Annotated in this window: 28 protein-coding genes and 1 pseudogene; 19 read left to right on the forward strand and 10 right to left on the reverse strand. The window is 62.1% G+C overall.

Features of this window, described 5'->3' with window-relative positions; genetic code table 11:
• Entirely contained in the window at positions 1 to 1,179 is a 1,179-nt protein-coding gene (locus ABD719_RS15595; RefSeq protein WP_344694285.1) for a hypothetical protein, read from the reverse strand.
• Entirely contained in the window at positions 1,176 to 1,487 is a 312-nt protein-coding gene (locus tag ABD719_RS15600; RefSeq protein ID WP_344694286.1) for a PadR family transcriptional regulator, read from the reverse strand. The genes ABD719_RS15595 and ABD719_RS15600 overlap by 4 nt, the downstream gene beginning before the upstream one ends.
• A gap of 382 nt (positions 1,488 to 1,869) precedes the next feature.
• On the opposite strand from ABD719_RS15600, the pseudogene ABD719_RS15605 reads away from it, so the two are divergent.
• From ABD719_RS15605 to ABD719_RS15620, 4 genes and pseudogenes are all read left to right on the forward strand, one after another.
• Positions 1,870 to 2,070: pseudogene (locus tag ABD719_RS15605) on the forward strand (DUF2000 family protein); the annotation flags it as partial.
• A gap of 196 nt (positions 2,071 to 2,266) precedes the next feature.
• Positions 2,267 to 2,425, forward strand: a complete 159-nt coding sequence (locus ABD719_RS15610; protein ID WP_344694287.1) for a hypothetical protein — start codon at positions 2,267 to 2,269, stop codon at positions 2,423 to 2,425.
• Entirely contained in the window at positions 2,422 to 2,739 is a 318-nt protein-coding gene (locus tag ABD719_RS15615; protein ID WP_344694289.1) for an SDR family NAD(P)-dependent oxidoreductase, read from the forward strand. Before ABD719_RS15610 ends, ABD719_RS15615 begins: the two co-directional genes overlap by 4 nt.
• A complete protein-coding gene (locus tag ABD719_RS15620) occupies positions 2,736 to 2,969 on the forward strand; it encodes a hypothetical protein (RefSeq protein ID WP_344694290.1) in 234 nt (77 codons plus the stop codon). Before ABD719_RS15615 ends, ABD719_RS15620 begins: the two co-directional genes overlap by 4 nt.
• Positions 2,970 to 3,268: 299 nt before the next feature.
• Here the strand turns inward: ABD719_RS15620 and ABD719_RS15625 are convergent, their stop codons facing one another.
• The 5 genes from ABD719_RS15625 to ABD719_RS15645 all read right to left on the reverse strand — a co-directional run bounded on the left by ABD719_RS15625 (position 3,269) and on the right by ABD719_RS15645 (position 7,831).
• Complete coding sequence (locus ABD719_RS15625; RefSeq protein WP_344694292.1) at positions 3,269 to 3,619, reverse strand: response regulator; 351 nt, start codon at positions 3,617 to 3,619, stop codon at positions 3,269 to 3,271.
• A gap of 103 nt (positions 3,620 to 3,722) precedes the next feature.
• Positions 3,723 to 5,156 (reverse strand): HWE histidine kinase domain-containing protein, encoded by a 1,434-nt coding sequence (locus ABD719_RS15630; RefSeq protein WP_344694294.1) that lies wholly within the window; start codon positions 5,154 to 5,156, stop codon positions 3,723 to 3,725.
• A gap of 162 nt (positions 5,157 to 5,318) precedes the next feature.
• On the reverse strand, positions 5,319 to 5,771 hold the full coding sequence (locus tag ABD719_RS15635; RefSeq protein WP_344694296.1) for a response regulator: 453 nt from the start codon (positions 5,769 to 5,771) through the stop codon (positions 5,319 to 5,321).
• A complete protein-coding gene (locus tag ABD719_RS15640; protein WP_344694298.1) occupies positions 5,771 to 6,871 on the reverse strand; it encodes a PAS domain-containing protein in 1,101 nt (366 codons plus the stop codon). Before ABD719_RS15640 ends, ABD719_RS15635 begins: the two co-directional genes overlap by 1 nt.
• Positions 6,872 to 7,294: 423 nt before the next feature.
• Positions 7,295 to 7,831: a TetR/AcrR family transcriptional regulator gene (locus ABD719_RS15645; RefSeq protein WP_344694300.1), complete on the reverse strand. Its 537-nt coding sequence runs from the start codon at positions 7,829 to 7,831 to the stop codon at positions 7,295 to 7,297.
• A gap of 55 nt (positions 7,832 to 7,886) precedes the next feature.
• Between ABD719_RS15645 and ABD719_RS15650 the strand changes: the two genes are divergently transcribed.
• Both ABD719_RS15650 and ABD719_RS15655 read left to right on the forward strand, forming a co-directional pair.
• Complete coding sequence (locus ABD719_RS15650; protein WP_344694301.1) at positions 7,887 to 9,284, forward strand: 8'-apo-carotenoid 13,14-cleaving dioxygenase; 1,398 nt, start codon at positions 7,887 to 7,889, stop codon at positions 9,282 to 9,284.
• A complete protein-coding gene (locus ABD719_RS15655; RefSeq protein ID WP_344694302.1) occupies positions 9,281 to 9,976 on the forward strand; it encodes a VC0807 family protein in 696 nt (231 codons plus the stop codon). The genes ABD719_RS15650 and ABD719_RS15655 overlap by 4 nt, the downstream gene beginning before the upstream one ends.
• 184 nt (positions 9,977 to 10,160) lie before the next feature.
• On the opposite strand, the gene ABD719_RS15660 is transcribed toward ABD719_RS15655, so the two are convergent.
• A complete protein-coding gene (locus ABD719_RS15660) occupies positions 10,161 to 10,595 on the reverse strand; it encodes a glycine zipper 2TM domain-containing protein (RefSeq protein ID WP_344694303.1) in 435 nt (144 codons plus the stop codon).
• A gap of 218 nt (positions 10,596 to 10,813) precedes the next feature.
• Between ABD719_RS15660 and ABD719_RS15665 the strand changes: the two genes are divergently transcribed.
• From ABD719_RS15665 to ABD719_RS15710, 10 genes are all read left to right on the forward strand, one after another.
• Positions 10,814 to 11,926: a DNA/RNA non-specific endonuclease gene (locus ABD719_RS15665; protein ID WP_344694304.1), complete on the forward strand. Its 1,113-nt coding sequence runs from the start codon at positions 10,814 to 10,816 to the stop codon at positions 11,924 to 11,926.
• 74 nt (positions 11,927 to 12,000) lie between these two features.
• Positions 12,001 to 12,180 (forward strand): hypothetical protein, encoded by a 180-nt coding sequence (locus ABD719_RS15670; RefSeq protein ID WP_344694306.1) that lies wholly within the window; start codon positions 12,001 to 12,003, stop codon positions 12,178 to 12,180.
• Positions 12,181 to 12,205: 25 nt separating this feature from the next.
• Complete coding sequence (locus tag ABD719_RS15675) at positions 12,206 to 13,225, forward strand: coiled-coil domain-containing protein (RefSeq protein WP_344694308.1); 1,020 nt, start codon at positions 12,206 to 12,208, stop codon at positions 13,223 to 13,225.
• 10 nt (positions 13,226 to 13,235) lie between these two features.
• Positions 13,236 to 13,997, forward strand: coding sequence for a hypothetical protein (locus tag ABD719_RS15680; protein ID WP_344694309.1), 762 nt, complete (start codon positions 13,236 to 13,238; stop codon positions 13,995 to 13,997).
• 24 nt (positions 13,998 to 14,021) lie between these two features.
• Positions 14,022 to 15,101: a M4 family metallopeptidase gene (locus tag ABD719_RS15685; RefSeq protein WP_344694311.1), complete on the forward strand. Its 1,080-nt coding sequence runs from the start codon at positions 14,022 to 14,024 to the stop codon at positions 15,099 to 15,101.
• Positions 15,101 to 15,451 (forward strand): protealysin inhibitor emfourin, encoded by a 351-nt coding sequence (locus ABD719_RS15690; RefSeq protein WP_192129495.1) that lies wholly within the window; start codon positions 15,101 to 15,103, stop codon positions 15,449 to 15,451. The genes ABD719_RS15685 and ABD719_RS15690 overlap by 1 nt, the downstream gene beginning before the upstream one ends.
• Before the next feature lie 361 nt (positions 15,452 to 15,812).
• Positions 15,813 to 16,343, forward strand: coding sequence for a YfiR/HmsC family protein (locus ABD719_RS15695; protein ID WP_344694314.1), 531 nt, complete (start codon positions 15,813 to 15,815; stop codon positions 16,341 to 16,343).
• A 3-nt stretch (positions 16,344 to 16,346) separates the two neighbouring features.
• Positions 16,347 to 18,401, forward strand: a complete 2,055-nt coding sequence (locus tag ABD719_RS15700) for a TonB-dependent receptor plug domain-containing protein (protein WP_344694315.1) — start codon at positions 16,347 to 16,349, stop codon at positions 18,399 to 18,401.
• 184 nt (positions 18,402 to 18,585) lie between these two features.
• Positions 18,586 to 19,149, forward strand: a complete 564-nt coding sequence (locus ABD719_RS15705) for a recombinase family protein (RefSeq protein WP_344694330.1) — start codon at positions 18,586 to 18,588, stop codon at positions 19,147 to 19,149.
• A 16-nt stretch (positions 19,150 to 19,165) separates the two neighbouring features.
• A complete protein-coding gene (locus ABD719_RS15710; RefSeq protein ID WP_344694317.1) occupies positions 19,166 to 19,693 on the forward strand; it encodes a hypothetical protein in 528 nt (175 codons plus the stop codon).
• A 47-nt stretch (positions 19,694 to 19,740) separates the two neighbouring features.
• Here the strand turns inward: ABD719_RS15710 and ABD719_RS15715 are convergent, their stop codons facing one another.
• The gene (locus ABD719_RS15715) at positions 19,741 to 20,364 is read right to left on the reverse strand and encodes a glutathione S-transferase family protein (RefSeq protein ID WP_192129424.1); all 624 of its coding nucleotides are present in this window, start codon (positions 20,362 to 20,364) and stop codon (positions 19,741 to 19,743) included.
• 31 nt (positions 20,365 to 20,395) lie between these two features.
• On the reverse strand, positions 20,396 to 21,805 hold the full coding sequence (locus ABD719_RS15720; RefSeq protein WP_344694318.1) for a dihydrolipoyl dehydrogenase: 1,410 nt from the start codon (positions 21,803 to 21,805) through the stop codon (positions 20,396 to 20,398).
• A gap of 149 nt (positions 21,806 to 21,954) precedes the next feature.
• Here ABD719_RS15720 and ABD719_RS15725 point away from each other — a divergent pair, with 149 nt between their 5' ends.
• The 3 genes from ABD719_RS15725 (at position 21,955) to ABD719_RS15735 (ending at position 24,525) form a co-directional block, all read left to right on the forward strand.
• Entirely contained in the window at positions 21,955 to 22,263 is a 309-nt protein-coding gene (locus ABD719_RS15725; RefSeq protein WP_192129426.1) for a type II toxin-antitoxin system TacA family antitoxin, read from the forward strand.
• On the forward strand, positions 22,260 to 22,817 hold the full coding sequence (locus ABD719_RS15730) for a GNAT family N-acetyltransferase (RefSeq protein ID WP_344694319.1): 558 nt from the start codon (positions 22,260 to 22,262) through the stop codon (positions 22,815 to 22,817). Before ABD719_RS15725 ends, ABD719_RS15730 begins: the two co-directional genes overlap by 4 nt.
• Positions 22,818 to 23,103: 286 nt before the next feature.
• On the forward strand, positions 23,104 to 24,525 hold the full coding sequence (locus ABD719_RS15735) for a serine hydrolase domain-containing protein (RefSeq protein WP_344694321.1): 1,422 nt from the start codon (positions 23,104 to 23,106) through the stop codon (positions 24,523 to 24,525).
• Positions 24,526 to 24,531 lie beyond the last annotated feature (6 nt).

Here is a 24,531-nt window from a genome sequence, read left to right on the forward strand (position 1 = left end):
TCATGCCAGTCCGACGAGCAGATGACGGTCGGACAGCTTGCTGTCCGTCTCGCCGTGCGTTCGGGAAGCGACGCCGGCGTGGACTCCGGCCCGCTTCGGCAGCGCCAGCAGGCTCAATGCGTAGCCGATGATGGCACTGCCGCCATAGCCGACCAGCGGCGTCGGGTAATTACCGAGCGCTGCCGCCATGATCGCGGCGAACCACACGGCACCGAAAGCAGCGTAGGTCGCGCGGTTGCCGGCATCGTGTCGCCAACCGACGATCGCCGGGACCAGGAGCAGCGCCGAGCCACCCAGCACCGCCAGACCGGCACCGGCGTGAGCATCGAACGACGAGTAGAAGACCCGCTCGACATAGGGGACCGCCGGCAGCGTATCAGCGCGAGCGAACGTCACCACAAAACCGGCAATGCTGGCGGCGAGCGCCACGATGGAGTGCCGATCACGGGATAGGAACGTGAGCGTCGTGAGGCCGAGAACGAGCATCCCGGCCATCGCCCGGTCGGGTTGTAGCGCCATCGCGGCAGCGGCGACGACGATGCCTGCGGTCGCGGACACGCTACGGGCTTGCGAGAAGGCGACGATCATCAGCGGCAACAGGATCAGGCTGGGCTGGAGAGCAAATCCGCCGATCCTTACCCAGCGCGATACGCCCTCGACCTCGGTGCCGGCGACAGCGGTCGCCAGCAGCGCGCCCGTCATCGCGAGGATGGCACCGCCCGTCCATCGTCGTCCCATCGATGCGGTGCGGCCGAGCAGCGCCAGCATCGTCAGGCCGACCGCCAGTGCGCCGACATTGACCCCGAGATAGCGCGTCGGCGCACCTGCGATCACCATATGGACAAGGCCGAGAACGACCGCACCGATCGCACAGGCGACACCGAGGGAGCGAGGGCGACGCAGCATGGCGTCGAAGACTGGCATGGAAGTCGATCCTTCGGAGAACGGAACGCCATCGCCGTTCAGCGAGGTGAAGAGGTGAAGCAGATGCGATGCGACTGCGCGCGGCATCAGTCCGCACAGGCTGTCGAGCGCGAACAGGAGCGCCTTGGTGTCATCCGGGATGCCAGCGGTCTCGCAACGGACCGCCCATCCCCACGAATGCAGCGAAGGGGGCAGCGTCGCTTGCAGGGCACGACACGCGAGATCGGCCAGACCGCGGCGAAGGCCGGCGCTCATGTGGTTGCCTCCCGGCTTCGCCCAACCGGTGGAACCGCATGTCCGGGGGGATTGGTGCGGGCAAGCTGCACGCCGCTCGCGGTCAGCCGGTAAGCGTGCCGCGGCGGTCGTCCCCCTTCAGCGGGCTGCTGCCATTCCGCTTCGAGATAGCCTTGCGCCTCCAGACGGATCAGGAGTGGATAGAGCGTGCCTGATTTTACGTTGGCGAGGCGGGCCAGTTCATAGCCATGTGACCATTGGCCACCGGCATCGAGCAGGACGGCAAGGACCATCCGGGCATGGGGTGAGAGCGCGCGTGTTCGAGACATGCGCATTAAATCTACCTAGATCGACTTAACGTCAAGCGACTATATCGTTCCTCCAAGGCTAATCTCACATTCTCACATGGTCGAGTTCCGAGAAGCGTTTGGCGTTCCCGCTTTCTGATCGTTTGTGGGACTGGCGGCAGTGGGGAGGGCACTTCGTGACACGCGAGACGAAGCGTCGACAGTGCCGCTTGAGTAGGTGCCGTATGGTGCTCTTTGGCTAGAACCTTAAGAGGACTCGAGTGCCCATTATCACGCAATCCGATGGGTGATCTGCTAATCGAAACCGCCTCTCAAAGGGGCGAGAGCGCGTAGCGTATACTCAAAAGGCACTGGCACGAGGGGAATCAAAGTTGTTGCCTGATGAGGGTGGGACACCCTTCGGCGGGTTCGACAGCAGGCCTTGCAGCGCGATCTATGCTGTGCGGCCTATGTCCGCGCGATGTTCGACACCGGTCACGATTGTGCCGATCGAGAGGTCTTTCTCCGCGGGCCGGTCGACACTGCGGACCTAGTCGGCGTTGCCGTTCGAGGCCCCGCCAAGGACGTCCAGAAGGCGGTGAAGGGCGCACCACTCCATGGCTGACCAGTCGCAGCCGTGCTTGGCCGCAGGTTTGGCACGACGTTCTCGCCCGCGCTTCGGCTCCGACCGGTGACGCGGACGGGCCCGGGCTCGGTCAGAAGTGGCGCTTGAGGAACTCCGCGGTCCCATCAAGCGCCTGAGCCGATGCCTTCAGCATGGCAACGTTGGTCGCAAAGACGTGAACCATGCCCTTCCATACATGAGCCTCCACCTGACGCCCGGCCTCATCTGCCAGCGCTTCGAAACGGATCGCTTGGGCCAGCCGGATGACATTGCCGACGCCATCGAGCAGCTAGTCTCGGGCAAGGCGCATTGGATCAGCGGTCAGAGCGTGCGGGCCCATGGAGGCATGGCATGACCACTCGTCGGGAAGAGCGCGAGGTGGCGCTCGTCACCCGATCGGCGTCGGGCATCGGCCGATCAGTCGCAGAGGCGCTCCGGGATGCAGGCTATATCGTCTACGCCGGCATGCGGGGGGTCGACGGCCGCAACGAGACCGCCGCCCGGTCGCTGCGGGCAGAAGATGAGGGTCGTGTCCACCCCGTCGAGATGGACGTGCTCTCCGAGAAGAGCTCCGTCGCGGCGGTCGAGGGGCTCGCCCGGGCACATGGCAGGCTCGACGTGGTCGTCAACAACGCCGGCATGCTGATGAACGGCATGGCGGAGAGGTGATCCACGTCATCTGCGACCGGATCATCGACCATGGTGACCTGTTCCTCTGCGTTGGCGACATGTCCTTTCCGCACCGCACCGGCCGCGGTGATGCCGGCCAGCATCCCGGCTCCCCCGACTGCGGCGACAAGGGCTGGAAGCCGGAGCCGCGCAATTGCTACTGGCCGCCGCATGCCCACGGCATGGATCCGGAGGAGGTCGTGCGGTTCAGGTCGCACGACTTCCAGTGAGCCTGTGTCGACGCTGCCCAGGCACCGACGCGTCGTCATCGCGCTGTCGGTGCATATCCTGCGCACCGGTGTGTCGCGCTGTTCCGAGGGGCGGGTTGACGTCGTTGAGGTACGGCTGGCGCTGCGCAGCCTGTTGCCGCACTGCTTTGAGCGATGGCCCCTCGTGCTCTACTGGGATGCAGCCTCACAGACGAATGATATCGGTCGTGCCAAGGGGTCACCGCTGCCTTCAACGGGATCGTACGCCCGCTGCGTAAGGCCGGGCGCTATGAAGAAATCTTACCGCTATGAACCAACTTTCAAGTTGGCGCCAAATCACGAAAGGTATCAACTAAAACACGCTCATTGATAGGCTTTTGCAATATAATCGCTGAGGTATTGCAAAGACGGTAGGCATCGGGGGAACCCGTCACGAATATGACTGGCGTTGGTCCATGTTCGGCGATAATCGCTCGTACCGCAGCGGGGCCTGTCCCGATCAGAAGATTGACATCAGACATGATAATTGAAGGCGGCATGGCACGTGCCGCCCGAATTGCTTCGTCTTGGGTGGCGGCTTGATCGAATGATGTACCCCCGGCTGACTCGATCAACTGGATGATATGATCAGCGATGAGGAAATCATCCTCGATGACGAGCACATGGCACATGACGCTTGGTCCTAATTTAGTAGGAGCTAAACCAGCGCCGTTAACTTATGTGTCCGTGGGGTGGGCATTTTTCTATCATTGCCGATAAGTTGGCTACCTCATCTTAGATCGGTGCCTCGATATCAAAGTGAACTCCGTCCGGCAGATAGAGAATTTCGGCCTTGCCCCGAACATGTCGGGACAGGACGCGTTCGATCATCCGAGTGCCAAACCCGACGCGGGTTGGCGGCACCACCGGCGGACCGCCTTGTTCCACCCAAGAGAACGCAAGGCGCCGCTCCACTGCGCTTCCTGTAACGTCCCAGCGGATCATCACCTGCCCGTCAGGTATTGACAGGGCACCGTACTTGATCGCGTTGGTTGCCAGTTCATGCAACGCCATGGAGAGGGCCAGCGTCACCTCCGGCGTCAACCGTATCGTGGGGCCTGCGGCCGAAAACCGCTGGCCCTTACTGTCCATGAACGGTGCGAGCACGCGTTCGACGATATCACCAATGGCAGCGCCATCTATCTCGTCCTTGAGGAGCAGTTCATGGGCCACCGCTAGGCTAGCAATTCGGCCACCCACCGCGGTTCGTGCATCCTCCAGCGACGATGCGTCTCGCAGCGTCTGACTTACCACCGCACCGACCGTGGCGAGCGTGTTCTTCACACGGTGGGTGAGTTCGCTTGCGAGAACGGCACGATGCTCCTCGGCAAATTTCCTGTCCGAAATGTTGGTCGAGAACCCTGACATCGCCAAGGGCGAACCGTCGGCGCGGCGTTGCAGAGAACCTTGCGAGTGGATCCAGCGCTGGTCACCCGAGGGAGTCAGGATACGATATTCTACCTGGTACGGCGTGCCGTTTTCTAGCGTCTGGTAAAACGCCGACCGGACATGCTCCTGATCGTCGGGATGGACGAACGATAACAGCATGGCAGGCGTCAGAACCTCTTCGGCAGACCGTCCAAAATTGGCAAGACAGATCGCCGAGTAGCTCAAACGCCAGTCGGGCAGGTCGATATTCCAGGTGCCAAGCCCGCCGGCGTCCAGCGCCAGCGCCAAGCGAGTCTCGCGCTCCGCCAGTGCCTGCTCGCGCTCGGCAACTTCTGCGCTCAGGACATCGCGGTCGCGTTCGAGCTGCCGCAGGCGATGGCGTTCCAGCGTGACGTCGAGCTGCGAGGCGACGAAGTACCGCAGAGCGCCATCACCACCTAACACTGGCGCGACCATCAGCCGGTTCCAGAACGGCGTCCCGTCACGGCGATGGTTGAGTAGATCGATATCGATGCGTTCCCGGCGAGCGATCGCCTGCCGCATCCGTTCGACATCGGTCTGATCGGTCAAGGGCCCCTGCATGAACCGGCAGTTGCGCCCGATGACCTCTGCGGCCGGGAAACCCGACAGTAGCTCGAAGGCGGCATTGACGTAGACCAGCGGATTGTCGGGAAGCGTCGGATCGCTGACGACCATCGGCGTGATGCAATGATCGAACGCCGCCACAAACGGATCGCTGCCATCGATACCACGCGCAAACGCCTCGATCGCCTCCTGCACCAGCGGAGGGGCTTCGAATGGCTCAATGGGGGAAGAAGGAAGTGGCTTACGATCCAAAACAGGAACAGCTCTAGCTAACAGTTTGTATCAGAGCAATATTAGCCCCTGACCAAGCTGCCCTAGACGCAACTTGGGAATAGCCTGCTCCAGCTATGACCGTGGTCATGACCATCGTGCAAGGAAAGCTGGAGCGGCAATGAAACTGGCGGGCTGGGGAGAGACAGGCGGAGGATCGCAAACGCCTTCCTCGATATAGCGCATCGCCGAGATCAGGCCGTTGCGCGAGAACGGCTTGGGGATCACCCCGTGACCACCGGCATAATCGGTCGGTATCTTGAGCGGATTGGCGGTGACGAAAATCACGATTGCATCTGTCCACCGCTTCCGGATCAAGGCGCAGACATCCAGCCCGTTGGTCCCTTGCGCAAGCTGGATGTCCACGAAGGCGAGATCTGGCCGCAGGTCGCCGGCAAGGTCTTCCACCTCGAAAAGTGAGGCCGCTTCACCGATGACCCGGTGGCCGGCATCCTCAACCATCGCTTCCATATCCATCGCCAGCAGAGCTTCGTCCTCGACGATCAGGACGCTGAGGGGCGCTTGCAGATGGGTCGGCATCAGTCGTTCACCGGGAAAGACAGGGTTACACATGCCCCGGGCGCTGCGTCCGACCAGACGACGGTGGCCCTTACCTGACGGGCGAGACGCGAGATCAGGGTTTTGCCTATGCCATCTGGCCTGGTATCGCCTTCGGGAAGTCCGTTTCCATCATCGCTGATTTCGATGATGGCATCGTTGCCATCCAGGGCGGCACGGACAGTGATCGTGCCAGCCTGCCCATCGCTGAAGGCATGCTTGATCGCGTTGGTCGCTATCTCGTTGAGGATCAGGCCAAGCGGGGTAGCTTTGCTGGAAGGCACATCGATCGTTGCGATCCGCGTTTCGATCTCGATGTCGCTGCGGCCGCTGGCGCCGACGACATCCGATATCAGGTTTTCAGCGAACGCCCCGACGTCGAACCGGGTAACGTCGTCCGACTGATAGAGACGCCGATGAACCGTGGCGAGCGCGTCGACCCGTTCGAGCATCGTCTCCAGACGGGCCGTGATCGCAGGGTCGGGAATGCTGCGCGCCTGAAGTCGCAGCAGCGATCCGATCATCGTCAGGTTGTTTTTGACACGGTGATCTACCTCGTGAAGCAGCAGCGTCTTGGCTTCCAGTGCCGCCTTCAGGTCGCCCGTGCGTGCCGCGACCTCCCGCTCCACCACCACCTTCTGCTCGGCGATGATGCGCTGGGCCTGAACGCGCTCGGTGACGTCCAGCTGTGACGCGAAAAAGAACACCACCTCGCCGGCGTCGTTGCGCACCGGGCTGAGGTACAGTGCATTCCAGAACGTGGTGCCGTCCTTGCGGTAGTTCAGTAGATCAACCGCAATATCTGTCTGCGCTTCTACGGCGGCCCGGACTTTCGCCACCTCGTCACGATCAGTATCGGCGCCCTGAAGAAAACGGCAGTTGCGTCCGATGATCTCGTCACGATCGTAGCCGGTCAGTTGCTGGAACGCCTCGTTGCAGAAGACGATCGGATTATCGTCCCGTGCAGGGTCGGTGATGACCATCGGCATACGTGTCGCGCGAACGGCCGCCGCGAACGGATCCGCTCGTCCGTGGTCGTAATCAAGCATTTCTGTCAGGTGCCAGTCGTCCCGCTGCTTCATCACGCCTCCATGGAGCGTGCCACACTGCCAGACTCCCCTGAGGGCGATAACCATTCTGGTTCTTTTACGTTCCCGGACAATGGCGTTTAAGCCACCGTTTTGTGGGCTTCGCAGAAGCTACTAGGTACGTCTGAAGCCAGTGTGAGCCAACTGATGTGTCAGATCGACCGCTTCGATCAGCAACTCCATGACGGATGAGCTGATCCATTACCCCAATGGCTACAACCAAGCAGCCGGGCTAGCAGCATCACCACTACGAACACCGCACCCTCACCAAGGCGACCGCGGCTAACAAACCGTAGACCCCAAGCCAATAGGTTAGATTGATACCTTCATGTCGCGCATGTCCTAAGTTTCGGACGTCTCGTATGTCACTGGATTTGCGACAATCTGCTGTCCAATGCCGGACCGTGGCGCAACGAACTATCCAGAGATGAGCGTTTCGATAAGCTGGTCGTCAGCTGGTAGTTGGCCATCAAGCATCAGCATGGCAAGCCCATGGACAAGCGACCAGGACCGTAAGGCATTCGTCTCGGCTTGACCCGCGTCTGCGCCGCTCGGCAATCCTGCGGCAGCGTTGGCACGCAGCATTCGCAACGCTTCGATTTCACCGGTCGCCTGCAACTGAGCCGATGACGTGAAGATCAAACGAAACAGGGCAGGGTTGGCCAGCGCGAACCGCACATAGGCCCGCCCGGTCGCCGCAAACGACGCCGTGCCGCTCTTGCCGCTGGCTGCGTCTTGCTGGGCAATAGCCAGTCGGTCCAGCCCCTCAAGGGCAAGCGCCCGCATCAGCGCCGCCTTGTCCGGGAAGTGCCGATAGACCGAGGTCGCGCTGACCCCGACATCACGTGCCATCTCACGCAGTGATACGCCTTCGACGGCGCGCTCGGCCAGAAGCCGCAGGCCAACCTCGACCAACGCCTTGCGCAAGTCGCCGTGGTGATACCGCTTTTCCATGTTGACACTGTTACCTTTGTCTCTATGCTCACACTGTAAACATTTGGGGGTGGGTATGGCTAGCGTTCTGGCGCAGATCGACGACAAGAAACGCGGGGAGACGGAACCCGCCATCCACTACCTGTCGGGTATCCATCGCCCGATGAACCAAGAGCTCACGCTCACCGAGCTGGAGTTTCGTGGCACCATCCCGCCGGCGCTCAGCGGCCGTTATCTGCGGATCGGTCCGAACGCGTTGAATGCTGATCCTGCCCGATTCCACTGGTTCACTGGCGACGGCATGGTGCACGGTCTCGCACTCGGTGATGGCAAGGCGCTCTGGTATCGCAACCGCTGGATTGCTTCGCAGGCCAACGCAGCCATTCGCGGCACGATGCCGGCACCCGGGCCGCGCCGTGGGTCCAATGACACAGTAAATACCAATGTCGTCGCCCTTGCCGGCCGTGCCTTCGCGCTGGTCGAAGGTGGCAGCTACCCGGTCGAGCTATCCGACACCCTGGACGAGCAACGCTATGATGATTTTGGCGGCTCCCTCGCCGGGTCGTTCACGGCACACCCGCACCGTGATCCACTAACTGGCGAGCATCACGGCATCTGCTACGAGGGGCGTCGCCCCAACGAGATCCGCCACGTCGTTCTGGACCGTTCGGGCAAGGTGGTGCGAGAGGAGCCAATCGCGGTCGAGCACGGTCCCATGATCCACGATTGCGCGATCACCGCGCGTTACGTCGTCATCCTTGACCTGCCGGTGACCTTCTCGCTGCCGACGCTGCTCTCTGGTCAGCCGCTGCCCTACGCCTGGAACCCGGCCCACCGCGCCCGCGTCGGACTGATGCCACGCGGCGGCGATCAGCACGCCATTATCTGGTGTGACGTCGAACCGGCCTATGTCTTTCACGTCGCCAATGCCTTTGACCTGCCGGATGGCAGGGTCGCGCTGGACGTCTGCGCCTATCCGACGATGTTTGCCGGTCAGCCTGGCGGGCCGGATGCGATCTCGCGGGGGCTGGAGCGCTGGACGCTCGATCCCGTCACCGGGACGACCGCTATCCAGACGATCGATGCAACCCCGCAGGAGTTCCCGCGTCTCGATGAGCGTCGGTTCGGCCAGGCATATTGCTACGCCTACGCCATGGGGGTCCAATCGGATCGTCGTTTCCAGAGCGCCGGGTGCCTCTACAAGCATGATCTGGTCGCAGGCACCCGGGAGGTGCACGACTTCGGCACCGGCCGTCATCCAGGCGAATTCGTCTTCGTGCCCGCGCATCAGGATGCGGATGAGGACGATGGATGGCTGATCGGCCTGGTCATCGATGAGCCGAGCGACACCACCGAGCTGGTGATCCTCGACGCAGGCGAATTTGAAGGCAACCCAGTCGCAACCGTGAGCCTGCCCCACCGCATCCCACCCGGCTTCCACGGCAACTGGATCAATCAGGGAGGGGTAGAATGAACACGATCGTCACGAACATGAAGGACACCATTGTGATGAACCGTCAATCGGGTGGCCGTATCGGTCTCATCGCGATCGAGGCCGGTATCAACTTCGGGCTGCCGATTCTGATCTACGACCGCGTCGCGCCGCATTCGGGCGATGTGGTGGCACTGATGGCCTCCTCCCTGCCACCCCTGCTGTGGTCGCTTGCCGAGTTCATTCGTCGGCGCCGTGTCGATGCCCTGTCCGTGCTGGTCCTGGCCGGTATCGGATTGTCGCTGCTGGCCATGCTGGGAGGGGGATCGGCAAAATTCCTCCAGCTTCGCGAGAACCTTGTCTCGGCACTGATCGGCCTCGTGTTTCTTGGTTCGGCCGCCATCGGCCGACCACTGATCTATCAGCTTGCCCGCGCCGGCCTGGCCCGTAAATCGCCTGACGAAGTTGCCGCGTTCGAGGCAAAACGGGACACGCCAAGGTTTCGTCGTATCATGACGACGATGACGCTGGTCTGGGGCGTCGGCCTGCTCCTGTCGTCTGCCGTTGCCTGCGGTCTGGTATTTGCCCTGAACATTCACGATTACATGGTCGCCAGCCCGTTCGTGGGCTACGGCTCCATGGGTGCTCTCGGGCTCTGGACAGTGTGGTACCGGCGTCGCGCTCAACGTCGGGCGCAACTCACCGAGAACTCTTCCATCATTCCTGCCCGCTAAAACCATTCCCTTTGTCGCAGATATCCTGACTTTCGAACGTCACGAATGTCACCGCTTTAGCGACAGGGGGTGGCCGCTATGAGGACATCCCGCCGCTATAAGTCGGCAAGCCTGCTGCATGTAACCGCGAACCCAAGCGCCCGAAGGCACTTGGGCTCAACAACGATCGGCAGTAATTGCAGGCTTAGCGGCAATAGCCCGGATTGTTGGATTTCTCGATGGCATTGCCGGCAAGGGCACCAGCCCCACCGCCAAGGATGGTGCCCAGTGCACGGTCACCGCGGCTGTCGATCGTCCGACCAAGCAGCCCGCCGGCAAGCGCGCCGATGATTGCGCCCGTCGTGCCCTGGCTGCACCGCTGCGGACGACGGTCATAGCCCTGACCCCCGTAACTGCGACGGTCGTCATATCCGCGACGATCATCATAACCGCGGCGATCATCGTAGCGTCGGTCATCGCGGCGGGAAACGTAGCGGGGACGCTGTTCATACCGCCGGTCGTCGCCCTGGTAGGAACGCTCATACCGATCGTCATAACGTTGCGCGCTGGCGACCGATGGCACCATGGACGCAGCGGCAGAAGCGAGAAACGCTGCACCGAAGAGTAATTTGCGAACCATCACCTGACCTCCATGGCAGCAGATCATCAACCGCCAGATAATGCTTATGCGGCTGCCGCCATGTTGCGATACTGAATGGGTCTGTTACCTCCCATTCAGGGAGGCTCTTCCTTCGATATCGGCGTCAAATGGCAGAATGACTTATCTGGCCGAGAGCTACCGGTCGGCTAACTAGCGTTGCCGGATCGCGCATCACGTGAGCTGAGCATAACGACATATTGGTCGAGGGGGTAACCGCCGTCACCTCCATCAGCCTGGCCGTACCGCTGCAAATCGGAGACGAAACACGCCTGCCGTTTTCCGCTGCTATGAAACTGACCCAGACACATCAGCACGCGCTCGCGGTCGAACAACTAAGCCTCGAACGGACACGACGTGAAGCCATCGGAGAGAACGAACCAATGATGATCGACATGTCCTATCGGCCCCGCCTCGATGATCTACGTCCAATCACGTCGACGAGCGAAAGCTCGCTCGCGCCTGACGCGACAGCAGTCCGGACCTCCCCAGCATCGTCGTTCGCAGGACGGCAGGGATACCGAGCCGAACACCTTGGCGCGTTTGTCGTGCCGTTGCCCGACACCTCTGCGATTGCAGCCGATGTCCTACCCGTTCCGGGTAACAGCGACGCACGGCTCGACTACGAGCATTTTTCGATCGTCATGTCGAAGAGCCGTCGCCTGGCGCTGTTCACCGGCGTCAACATCGATGGCAGTGCGAGCGTCTCGGTCTCCCGTGGCGGTGATCCGTGGGCGTTCGACGGCCGCATCCCGGAGACGGCCCAGGCCGGTGACGAACTCTACGCTAACAATGACTTCGACCGTGGCCACCTCGTCCGCCGGGAGGATCCGAACTGGGGTCCAACCGCTGGCGTCGCCAACCGCGACACCTTCCACTTCACCAATTGCGCGCCGCAGCTTTCCGCGTTCAACCAACGTACCTGGCTCAGCCTCGAGGACTATATCCTCAGCAACACGCGCCGCGTCGGTGAGCGAGCAACCGTGTTCACCGGCCCCGTCTTCCGGCAGAACGACCCGGTCTATCGCGGCGTCGCGATCCCGCTCGCCTATTGGAAAGTGGTCGCCTTCGTTCATGATGACGGCCGACCTTCCGCTTCTGCTTACCTCATCGACCATGACGTCGACCTGACTGAGCAATCGTTGCTGTTCGGGGCGTTCAAGACGTACCAGCGATCCGTGGCGGGTATAGAAGGCCTCACCGATCTCAATTTCGGCGAACTGCGCCAGTTTGATGGATTTTCGAACGAAGAAGCTGCGACTGGCGAGGTGGTCCGACGGCTCATTTTCGGGCCCGAAGACATCCTTGTCTGACGTGCAAAAATAGCGCTGTCCTACAAAGAACATATATGGAACATGGGCTATCGGATCAACATGGGAGTCGGAACATGACCGACATGACCGACATGATCGATGGCCCGATGCTCGTAGGTATCGCGGCGCTTATCACCAGTATCGTCAATATCGTCACCACCCTGCGGCCCCGCAACCGGCCGCAGGGCCGCCTGCGGCTACGACGCATTTCCAGACGAAGAAAGGGAAGGGAAGATCGCAGTTTGAGGGCATGATGCCCGAAGTCTGAAGGAGACCGCCATGCACCGCAGTGCCAATGCCCTTCTAATGTTGATGACTGTCCCGGTGTTCCTTGCCGGCTGCGCCACGAACGTGGTCCGGCTGGAGGCGGCAGGAGCAATGCAAGCTCGAAGCCGCGCAGCCGTGACGGCGACCGCCAGTTACTTCGATGCCATCGAACAGCGTCGCCGCGAGGCAGCAGCAGCGCTCGTTGCAAGCGATCCCAGCTGCTTGCCGGCGACGCCGTTGCGCATCCAGGTGCCAATTGCACCGACCGCGCCGGCAGCACCGCTCTGCCTTGCGGGTGGAGCCCCGGCGGCTGGCTACACGGCCTTCGAGATCGATATCGGCAGCAGCCCGCGCGCCGTACTCGAGCCCCGCATCGCACTCCTCGCCGCGATCAGCGACTATGCCAATGCGCTGGCTGCTATCCTTGATGCACCCAAAACCGATGTCTCAGTCGAGATCACGGCCTTCGCGGACCAGGCCGACCGGCTTGCGCGCTTCAGCAACTTCGTCGCCGGCACCGACCTGCCCAACGTCAACGCGGCCGTCGCCAGCGAACAGGCCCAGAGCCTCGTCGCGCTCATCGCCTTCGCCAGCGACCTCGCCCGCGAGGCAGGGCAAACCAAGGATGTCCGAACGCTGGTCATCGAACGCGGCGCCGTCGTCGATCGCGCACTGGGCTCGCTGTCGGTTCAGGTGACGACGTGGGGCAGGGGGGCTGCGCGCAATGCCGACGACCTCTACGGCAATGCCCTGTTTCGCACCTACATCCGCAACCGCGCGAGCCTCTCAGCCGATCAGCGCGAGCAGTTGGCCACCCGCGTGTTCGCTGCCCGCGAGGCAGCGAAGGAAGGACCGGCACGCGCCGCGCAGGTCGCCGACGCGATCGACCTTGCCGCCAAGGCTCAGGGAGGACTGCGCGATGCACTAGCCGGTCGCCTGACGTCGCAGCAGCGCCGCGCCGCAGCACGCCTCAACATCGACCGTATCACCCGAGCGTTGGGCCTGATCGCCTCGCTCGCCACTCCTGCCTGAAGAGGACCCGATGACGACCTTCACCCAGGCCGTGGACGCGGCCGACGCTCTCACCGACCAGCTTCAGGAATTCACCGCCAACCCGCGCTACCTGCCGCGCTTCTTCGACACCTTCTTCGGGCTACGTACCGCACTCGGCAGCGCCCGCGACGGTTTCGCCGGGCTGCACAGCGGGGAAGGAGGCGACCTGCCGGCTTTCGCGACGGTCCTGGACCGCTGCGAACAGGCGACCGCCATTGGCGTGGCGCTGACCCCCGGCGACGCCGCAGTGTCACATTATGCCGGGGCCGTGCAACGCGCGATCACGGCAATGGATGATCAGGGTGGCGCAACTGCGCGGCCCGCTTTGCGGGGCACGCTGCGACTGCGCAGCCGTTCAGCACCCATGGTCAGGGGAGGGCGGCGACCTGACCCGGCGCCTGAGCCTTACTATGCCAGTCTCGTGAAGCTGTTCCCCGTCGAGGCGGTGACGCTCTACCCACTGGCAATCGGGATCGCTGCCGGCGACATCGTCATTCGGCTGATCCTGATCGGGATCATCACCCTGTTCATCGTCGCGCTGCGCTGGTTCGGGACGCAGGAAGAGAGAGGGGGAGATGCAGATGTGGTGGCGATCGCCGTCTCGGTCATCTCGTTCGAGCTCTACACAGCCTCGCTGGGTGGCTTTGGCTACCTCCCAGGCGGACCTGAACAGACCAGCCAGTTCCTCGCCTTCATCACCATCATGTGGGTCGCGCTCGTCCCCTTCGTGCTTCGCCGCGCCCGCAGCTGAACCAGCCCCTGAGGAGATACGACCATGTGCAGCTCCACCCATCGTCACTCGCTTCACTGCATCCTGCCGCCCTACATCCTGTCGCAGATCGCTGAAAACGGGTCGCCCGAGATGCGGGCGATGGCGGTTCGCAGTCTGCTGATCGATCCAACCATCCGTATCGTCCGCGCCAGCACCGCCGGCCCCGTCACCGGCGCGATCGCGCGGCGGCGTGCCGCGGCGGGTAACATCCTGACCCCGAGTCCACTCAGGACCATCCGCGACGCAGGCGGCGAACCTGAGGCACCGGGAGCGACGGTGGTGCGGCGCGAAGGCGATGGCCCCAGCGGCGATATCGCCGTCGACGAGGCTTATGACGGTCTCGGGGCGACGTTCGCGCTGTTTTGGGAGGCCTATCAACGTAACTCGATCGACGATGCCGGGCTCCCGCTTGATGCCACGGTTCACTACGACCAGGATTACGACAATGCGTTCTGGGACGGGACCCAGATGGTGTTCGGTGACGGCGACGGCGAGCTGTTCAACCGCTTCACCATCTCACTCGACGTGATCGGGCATGAGTTGACCCACGGCGTCACCGAGAAGGAGGCGGGCCTCGCCTATTTCAACCAGTCGGGCGCGCTCAACGAAAGCATTTCCGACGTGTTTGGCAGCCTCGTGAAGCAGAAGCTGCTGGGACAGACCGCCGACCAGGCCGACTGGCTGATCGGTGCCGGCCTCCTGACGGCAAGGGTCAACGGCATTGCCCTCCGCTCGATGAAGGCGCCAGGCACAGCCTATGATGATCCGGTGCTTGGCAAGGATCCACAGCCGGGACACATGGACGACTTCGTCCGCACCAACCAGGACAATGGCGGCGTTCACATCAACTCCGGCATTCCCAACCGCGCCTTTCATCTTGCCGCAATCACGATCGGTGGAAACGCATGGGACCGCGCCGGCCAAATCTGGTATAATGCGCTGCTAGACCCCAATACGAGGGCCAATACGGACTTCGCCGGCTTTGCCCGCGTCACGATTGATGTCGCGGGGCGTTTGTACGGCTCAGGCAGCGCTGAGGCGACCGCGGTTACCGAGGCCTGGAGCACAGTTGGAGTGATCTGATGCAGATGGGCAAGGCTTGCAACGAGACGGTAACGGGCGAGGCCCGGGTACGGATCGAGGGCGGCCTTGCCCATTTCCCGGGGTTGGCCAAGGAGCAATCAGTGTCCTTTGGCGATCTTGACAGCCCGGAGCGTCAGGAACTCACAAGCCTGGCTGATCAAGCTGATTTTTTCGACTGCACGCCAGCGAACGACACCGCGAAACCGGATGCACGCACGTACACGGTCGGCCTCACGATCGATGGACGTAGCCGCGAAATCCGCGTCGCCGAGCCGATCCGCGATCCAGCAATGGCCAAGCTCGTGTCAGTTGTGCGCCGATTGAGCAAACAGCACAGCGTCAATCGCTAATATCTTTCGTCAATAATCAAAACCACTCCTTCATATTATACGCTTAAGCCGGCGTCGATACTTCTGTCGCAATAATCCTAACCTCTGGACGTCTCGCATGTCGCTAGTTTTGTGATACGAAACGGCAGAAGGCGGTGGACGGCAGACCCGCAGCTTTACGTAATCACTTCGGTAACAACACAAGCGCTTCGTACATCAGTGACATGTGGATCACAGGTCACACGCACCTGCTTCCGAAGCTCAAAATTGGATCGTGCTCAAGGCGAAGAGCTTTAGAAAACAACACCTCAATCCAGCGCCCCTCGTTAACTATTCGCACATATCCCATGGCTATCAACCGGCCTAAATGATTGGGATACATGTGAATTACCTGTCTATCCTTGCGGGCCCCGTTCTCGCCATCAGCATGCTCTGGCCAGCAGCTACCGCGCCGTCAGCCGTTCTGAATGTACCAGTCGCCGCGCGGGTCATCTCATTCGTTCAACCGACGCCTGTAGGACTCGTCCCGATCGGGATCGTTTATCAGCCCGGCAACGCGGCATCGGAAGCGGAGGCCAACGACATGGAGCGCATGTTGACCGGCGGTTTCACGCTGGGCCGTGCCACGCTCCGCACGCGCCGGGTGGCGGTGTCCAACCTGGGCCAGCTCGCCGGCACGAAGGCGGCTTTCGTCACGACAGGCCTGCGCGCGCATCAGGACGAGGTCGCCGCAGTCGCCAGCGCGCAGTCCATTCTGACCATCACTGCCGACGCTGGCTGCGTCATAGCTGGAAAATGCATTGTGGGAATCAGTGGAGCCAGCAAGGCCCAAATCATCGTGAACAAGGCGGCCGCCCATCGAAGCGGTATCCGGTTCGGATCGGCCTTCCTCATGCTCGTGAAAGCGGTCTGATCCATGCGCCGCTTCTTCAGCCTGATGGCTGCCACTGCGGCCGGCACCATGATGCCAGCCGGCCATCTCGATGCACAGATCGTCGACTATGCGACCTTGAGTGATGCCTTTGGCGAACCGATCACGACTAGCGTGACCGGTAAGCCACAGCGTGCATCGGAAGCCCCCGCCGCCATCACGATCATAACCCACGACGAGATAGCCCGGTCTCCCGCGCGCAGTGTGCCGGACCTACTGAAGGTCTATGCGGGGATCGACGTCAATCGCTGGACAGCGGGACAAAGCGATGTGACCGTCCGCGGTGGCGTCCAGACCTATAGTGCCCGCCTGCTTGTCCTCGTCGATGGCCGACAGGTCTATCTCGACCATTACGGCATGACGAACTGGAACCTGCTTGGCGTCCAGCTCGACGAGATCCAGCAGATCGAGCTGGTTCGTGGGCCCGCCAGCGCCCTGTTCGGCTTCAACGCCGCCAGTGGCGTCGTCAACATCATCACCACTGGCGCCGGCGCGGAGCGGCATGTCAGCGGGACGGCGGAAATCGGAACTCACGGCTATGCCCGGGTCGGTGGATCGGTCACCGTCCCGGTCAGCTCGACGATCGGTCTGAAGATCAGTGGGGGGCATCAGCGCGAAGACGAGCGCACCATTCCCGGCGCGTTTTACCAACCGCCACGGACCCGGCACGTCTATGCCGATCAGGTGAGAGCATCGCTGGCCATCCAGGCCGACGCGTCCACCTCGATCACGCTCGACGGCGGCCTGACCGGCAACCGGCAACTCGAGTTCCTGCCCAGCCAGATCCTGACCGAACAACGGTTTCGCAATCAGACCGTCGGGCTGCTGGTGAACCGCGATACCGACTGGGGTAGCCTGACGGGCCGGATCTACACCAACTGGCTGCAGGCGGACTATGGCATCACGACGCCTGCAACCGATCCCTACAGCAGCGTTGCCGATCTTCGCACAAACAACCGTATTACCGTCATGTCGGGATCGGGTCTTATCGGCCTTGGCGCGGCAAATACCCTGCGGCTTGGCGCTGAGTATCGCGACAACCACTTGAGGTCCGGCAGCCTATTTTCCGATCGCATCGGTTATCAGGTCGCAGCTCTCAGTGGTATGATCGACCTGCATCCGACCGAGCGCGTTGCAATTACCGGCGCCCTGCGGCTCGATCACCTCTGGCTGGATCAAAGCGGAACGCCGGCAGCACCGCAGATTGATCCGGTCTCCGCCTATCAGCGCTCGATCACACCGATCAGCTTCAATGCCGCGGTAACCGCTCAGGTCAGTGATAATGACAGACTGCGCATCAATGGCGGACGTGGATTGCAGCTGCCATCACTGATCAGCCTTGGCGTTCGCGTAATGGTCCCGGCTCCCGACGTTCCGATCCCGGTGTATCTTACCGGGGATCCACGCCTGGCTCCGGTCACCGTCTGGAGTGCAGAGACGAGTTACTCACATGACTTTGGCTCAGACATTCACTTTGACGCCACCCTTTTTTATACTTGTACAGAAAACCTTGTCGCGTCGCCGGGTGGTTCTGTCGATGTCACAGTGGTGCTGACACCAGCGCCGATTGCCGTCACGAGATTTGCCAATGTCGGATCTTTTGAAAGCTACGGCGTAGAATTGGCCGCATCAGGAAAATTATCACGAAACTTGAATTGGCTACTAAACTACAGCTTGGCCAAGATCGATGACAACATCCCCGCAAATCGTGACGTTACCTTTTATGCGCTCTTTCCCGAAAGGGCCACACCCCGGCATCGGGCTAATTTGAGCGTTGATTACACAGTCGGCGATTGGTCAGCCGCTACCTTGGCGCATCTCACGAGCGCCAGTTATCAAAGCAGCTTCCTACCGTCGACGGAACTGACGATGATACGGGTGCCGGCAACAGTCACGGTCGATGGTAAAATCACCAGGAGAATCGGTTCTAACATCGCAGTATATGCGGCGGGGGAAAATCTAACTAAAGCTCAGGGTGCGTATGGGTCTCCCATCCCCGCTGATCGTCGACTTCGCTTAGGTATAACCACTAAACTATAGGACATGAACGTCGATTGACATCGGTGGCCGTTTGTTTGCGGGGTACACGCAAGCAAATTGCCGCTGCAATGGCGTCGCAAATATCCTAAGTTTCGCGACACCCGCCAAAGCAACGCATTTCCGCGTTTCCCCACGTCGCACAAGTCGGTTGCTAAAGTCCGTCGTTTCGATGCATATTCGCGACATGCTGACCGGCTATGCTCGCGTGTCGACCGATGACCAGGATCTGCGGCTGCAGCGCGGCCTGCTGACCGAAGCCGGCTGTCGTCGCATCTTCGAGGAAAAGGGTTCCGGCGCCCACCGGGACCGGCCCGAGTTGGCACGGCTGCTCGACCAGATCCGGGCGGACGACGTGGTGGTGGTGACCCGGCTCGACCGGCTGGCACGCTCGACCAGGGACCTGCTCGACATCGCCGAGACGCTGAACGACGTCGGCGCCGGCCTGCGCTCGCTGGGCGAGCCATGGGCGGACACCACCTCGCCGGCGGGGCGCATGGTGCTCACCGTCTTTGCCGGTATCGCCGAGTTCGAGCGGGCATTGATCCACCAGCGCACCAGCAGCGGCCGGGTGGCGGCCAGGGCGCGGGGCGTACGGTTCGGGCGGCCGCCCAAGCTCACCGCCGACCAGATCGCGCTGGGTGTGCGGCTGGTCGGCGAGGGCACCTCGGTGCGCGAGGCGGCCAATCTGCTCGATTGCCATCACGCCACGCTCTACCGGGCGCTGACCGCGGCGTCGCTCAGGCCATGATTGCGGTGGGTTCGCGGTGCATCATGCCGGGGCCGTACCGCTGATGCCGATCCGGGCCGAGCATGTCTTCCTCTACCCGATCGACTGGCCGCAGTTGTCGCATCACGTCCGCTTCGTCCGCGCCGGCGGGCGCTGCGAGCATTGCGGCCGCCCGCACGGGGAACGCGTCTTCCACCTCGGCGACGGCCGCTGGTGGGATCGGGGCCGGCTGTACTGGCGCAACGGCCAGGGCCGGCGAGTGCGACGGCCGACCGGCGACATCCTGGCCGACGGCGCCTGGACGCCGGTGGTGCTGGCCTGCGCCCATCTCAACCACGATCCCAGTGATAGCGCGCTCCACCAGCTCGCCGCGCTCTGCCAGCGTTGCCACATGATCTACGATGGCCCCGAGCATCGGCGCCGACGCTGGATGAACGCGCACTACCGCCGCGCGATCGGCGACCTGTTCTACGGCCCCTATCCCGAGCGTGGTGCCGACTGGATCGGCCCCACCCCGCTCAGCATGCTTGATGATAACCGGTCGCTCTATGCGAAACTGCGGTAACGGGAATCTGTCGGCGCACCGACAAGCAGGAGGCTGGCAAGCATGCCTTATAGGCCACCGTCAGGCATCATCGGTCCGCCACGATCCTGTGCGCGTTGAAAGCCGGGCTGAGCCTCAAGTCGATCCAGATAGGCAGCAAGCGTCGGGTAATTGTCCAACGCCTTGGCCATGCGCACCATGGCAAGAAAATAGGTCATCTGGATATCGGCAAGCATCGGCCGATCACCCATCAGGAAGGGCTTTTTGCCCAGCCCGTCCGCGATATAGCCGAGCACATTGTCGACCATGGGTCGGGCGCGATCGGCGGCCGCCTCTTCGCCGGCGCGCTCTGATAGCAGCACCGTCAGCACCGGCCCCGCCGCGGTGCTCTCGACGAAATCGAGCCACTCCTCATGCACGACATGCTCGGCGGTGCCGGACGCGGGCGAGAAACGGTTCTGGCCATAGCGTTCGTCCAGATAGCGCAGGATCGTCGCGGACTCTGCCAACGTCAGGTCGCCATCCTGAAGCGCCGGCGATTTGCCGAGAGGATGGACTGCCTTGAGTTCGGGCGGCGCCCGGAATTCGGGCGTGCGATCATAGCGGACGAGTTCGACCGGCAGATCGAGCTCCTCGATCAGCCACAGCACGCGCTGCGAGCGGGAGAAGGCAAGGTGATGAAGGGTCAGCATGGGCAAGGTTCCAAGTGGGTCGAAGTGTAGATCACGCACCGGGCGGTATGCCTTGGTCGCGTTGGGACAGTGGCGCGTGTACCTCGTGACAAATCTCACGGAGACCGGGCTTCAGCCCTTCTTCAAGCGTGGGGTGGTAGAAGGGCAACGCCAACAGCCCGGTCGCGGTTTCGCCCCGCATGATCGCCAGCGCGAGCAGGTGGGCGATGTGATCCATACCGGGACCGATCATCGCTGCACCTGTCAGCCGCCCATCGGGCCTGCTGGCGTATATCCGCACCATGCCCTCGGCCTGCGCCATCACCTTGGCACGTCCCTGATCGTCGTAGGGCGCACAGCCGATCACGCTGTCCTCGCCGGCGGGTTCGCCTAAGATGGCGACCGGCGGATCGGTGAAGGTGATGGTGAAGGGTAGATCGCGCTCCACTGCCTCGACATTCGGGAAACAGGCGGCATTGCGACCGGCGATCGTTCCTTCGTTGGCCGCTTCGTGCAGGACGGATCGGTCCGCATCCGCGTCGCCCGCTATGAAGATCGGCGCATCGCCGCATTGCATCGTGGACTTGTCGTAGATCGGTACGCCGCGATCGTTCAACGCGAGGCCGGTTTGATCAAGACCAAGGCCATCGAGCTTGGGTTCGCGCCCTGTTGATACCAACACCCGGTCGAAGCGCTGGCTTCCGCCATCCCAGTTGATGACGACCCCGCCATCTTCGGCTGAAGGGGAAGCGTCGACACCGAGATGAAGGGTCATGCAGCGGCGCAGGATGCGCTTCAGCTCCGCTTCCACCACGGGATCGTGAACACCGCCGACATGGTCGCCATGTTCGAACACAACGACCTCGACCCCAAGACTGGCGAAAGCCTGTGCCAGCTCGAGCCCGAGCGCCCCAGCGCCAATGACGGCGAGCGAACGTGGTAGCTCGTCCAGTTCGAAGATGGTGTCGTTCGTGTCGATGACATCGCCAAGTTTGCGGAAGGGTTCCGGGATGATCGGCTTCGAGCCCGTGGCGATCACCACGGTGCGGGCAGACACTATTCTACCGTCATCCAGCACAAGTGTGCTCGGTCCCGTAAAGCGGGCGCACGCCTTGATCGCCACACCTTCAGGCAAATCGTCGAATCCCTGCCTGGTGGCGGCAACGAACCGATCCCGTTCACAGCGGACCCGCTGCATGACCCGCTTACCATCGATGCGGGGGGTGGCGTCGATCCCGAAGACCTCTGCCCGCCGGATCGATTGGGCGGCCATGCCAGCGGTAATGAGCAGTTTGGACGGCATACAGCCGACGGTTGCGCAGGTGGTGCCAGCAAACCGATCATCGATGAGCAGCGTACGGGCACCTTCCGAGCGGGCGACCCGTTCAGCGGCCAATCCCGCAGTGCCCGCGCCGATGACGACCACGTCGCAGGTGAGATCGGCCGTTGTTGTATCTGCCATCGATAATCCTTGAACCACGGTGCCGCAGCACAACGCGGTGCCGACCAATATGGATCAAGCGATCCCCGACCCGGAGATCATGCATAAGAGATTGTTGAAATGTACGCCGATACGGCGTACATCATTATGAATGTCGAACGAGGTGCGCCATGCATAGCTTTGAGGATCAGGTCGGCGCCATTGAGGAGCGCAGCAGCGAACGGATGAATTTCCGTACCAAACCCCGCATCAAGCGAGCCATCCAGCAGGCCGCCGCCCTGTCGGGCGTGGATGATTCCGTCTTCACGATGAACGCAGCCTATCGATCGGCGATGGAGACGATCGCGGCGCATGAGCGCACCGGGTTGCAGCCGGTCGACCATCAGGCCTTCTTCGCCGCGCTCGATGCGCCAGCACCACCTACCGACAGACTTCAGGCAGCCTTTGCCCGCCATCGTGAGACGATCATCAGCCGGTGACCACACCCGAGGCTTCCAAACTTGCCGTTGTAGAGCCGCTCGATCCTGCCAAGCATGATCGAGCGGCCTTTTCGTGTGGCATCACGCAGGTAGACAATTTCTTCCGCCGAACAGCGAACAAGCTTGCCAGGGCTGACAACATCCGCACCTTCGTGATGGCTGACCCCGAGGGTGAACTGATCGGCTTTTATGCCGTCAACGCGCATGCCATCGATTATACCGAACTGCCCGAACGGTTCGCTCGTAACCGCCCGGCTCATGACACCATCCCAGCAGCCTATATTTCGATGATTGGTGTCGACAGCCGGTTCCAGGGACGTGGCTATGGTGGCGATCTGCTGGTCGATTGCCTGACGCGTCTGGCTGGCGCAGCCGACGTACTGGGCATCGCTGTAGTCATGCTTGACGTGCTCGACTGCGGTGATCCCGATAAGGTTGCCAAGCGCCTCGCCCTCTACACCAGCTATGGCTTTGCGCCGCTGGCATCCAACGGCTTGCGGCTGTTCCTGCCCATGGGCACAGTTCGAATGCTGGCTCTGCAGGCTGCCCTGTAAGCTACGGGAACAGTGTCAAACCCGCGGTTTCGACGCAGAGGCGCATCCCACGATTTTACTGCCCCGGATTACCGGGAACCGGCTGCGCCAATGCATCCTTGACGATACGACTACAGATGTGGTCGATAGGCTATCGGTGATTGGGGTAACGATCGTGGCTGCTCGATTTAACGCATGCTGGGGGGTGGTCCTTGCCTGCACCGGCATTGCCATGGTGGCCCCGGCACACCCCGCTCCGTCCGCAAGCGTTACCGCCGATAGCCTATCATCGTCAGTTAATACCGCATTGCCCATCGCGCAGAGGACAGCTGTCGAAGCGATCGTTCGCGACGAGATGAAACGCCGACGCATCCCGGGCCTGCAAATCGCGATCGTCCGGCACGGCCATATCGTTTTCGATGGCGCCTATGGCACGGCGGATGCGGAGACCGGCATCCCGGTGACTCGGAACAGCCTCTTCACCCTGAATTCGTCAACCAAGTCCTTCACCGGCGTCGCGATCATGCAACTGGTGCAGGCCGGCAAGCTGTCGCTGGACGCCCCGGCGTCGACCTATATCGACGACTGGCCTGCGCAATGGGGGACGGTATCCATCCGACAGTTGCTCACCCATCTATCCGGGCTGCCGGACGTTCTCGAGCAGCCGAAAGGCCAGGGCACCGGTAGCCTGATCGGTGACGGTGACGAGACTTCTGCATGGATGACCGTCAAGGCACGCCCGGTGGAGGCCGCTCCGGGTACCCGCTTCCGGTACAATCAGACCAATTACGTGCTGCTGGGCAAGATCATCGACAAGCTCTCCGGCACACCTTTCACGCGCTACATGAAGACGCATGAATTCGATCCGGTCGGCGCATCGCATTTCGCCTTTGGCGACACTCGCGACGTCATCTCCGGACGGGCCAGGATCTACCGCTACGCCAATGGCGCGATCGACGGCTCGACGAGGGGTGCTGCGCTTGAACATGCCTTTGACGAGTTCGCCCCCTTCATGCGCACAGCCGGCGGCCTGAACGGTTCGGCCACCGACGTCGCCTGGTGGCTGATCGGATTGCAGAACGGTACTTTGCTGGACCGCGCCTCGCTCGCGACGATGTGGACGCCCGGCCGCTATGCCGATGGCAAGCCCACCCAGTGGGGTATGGGCTGGCCGCTGCGCCCCGATACGCGGCATCCGGTTGCCACAGGTATCGGTGGGCGTCGCTCAGCCTTTTTCGTCTATCCCAAAGACGATCTGGCGATCGTCGTCCTGACCAACCTCGCCGGTGCCAATCCCGAGGAATTCATCGCGGAAATAGCGGGCAGCTTCTATCCAGAGCTTCGCCTGGTGAACGGTGGCGGTCTGTCTCCCGCCGCCAACAAGCTCCGCGTAGCACTGGCGGCAGCGCCAGCCGTGGCGCCTGAGGCGACATATGCCGGGCTTCAACGCGCAGATGCCGGCTTTGTCGTGAGCGAAGACGAACTGAACGACTGGGGCGGTCGCCTACTCAGTGCAGGGATGCAGGACGACGCGCTACGGATATTCCTGCTCAATACCTGCCTTCATCCCGACGGCGCAAACACATGGGACAGCCTGGCTGAAGCACATGAGGCACGCCACGAGCCTGCCGAGGCGATCGCCGCCTATCGTCGGTCGCTGCATCTGGACGAAAGCAACGATCATGCGAAAGCCCACCTCAAGCTGCTCGGCGCGGGCATGGCCAACTGACCGACA

It is taken from the genome of Sphingomonas cynarae (assembly GCF_039537815.1).
In the GTDB taxonomy this organism is placed as follows: Bacteria; Pseudomonadota; Alphaproteobacteria; order Sphingomonadales; family Sphingomonadaceae; genus Sphingomonas; species Sphingomonas cynarae.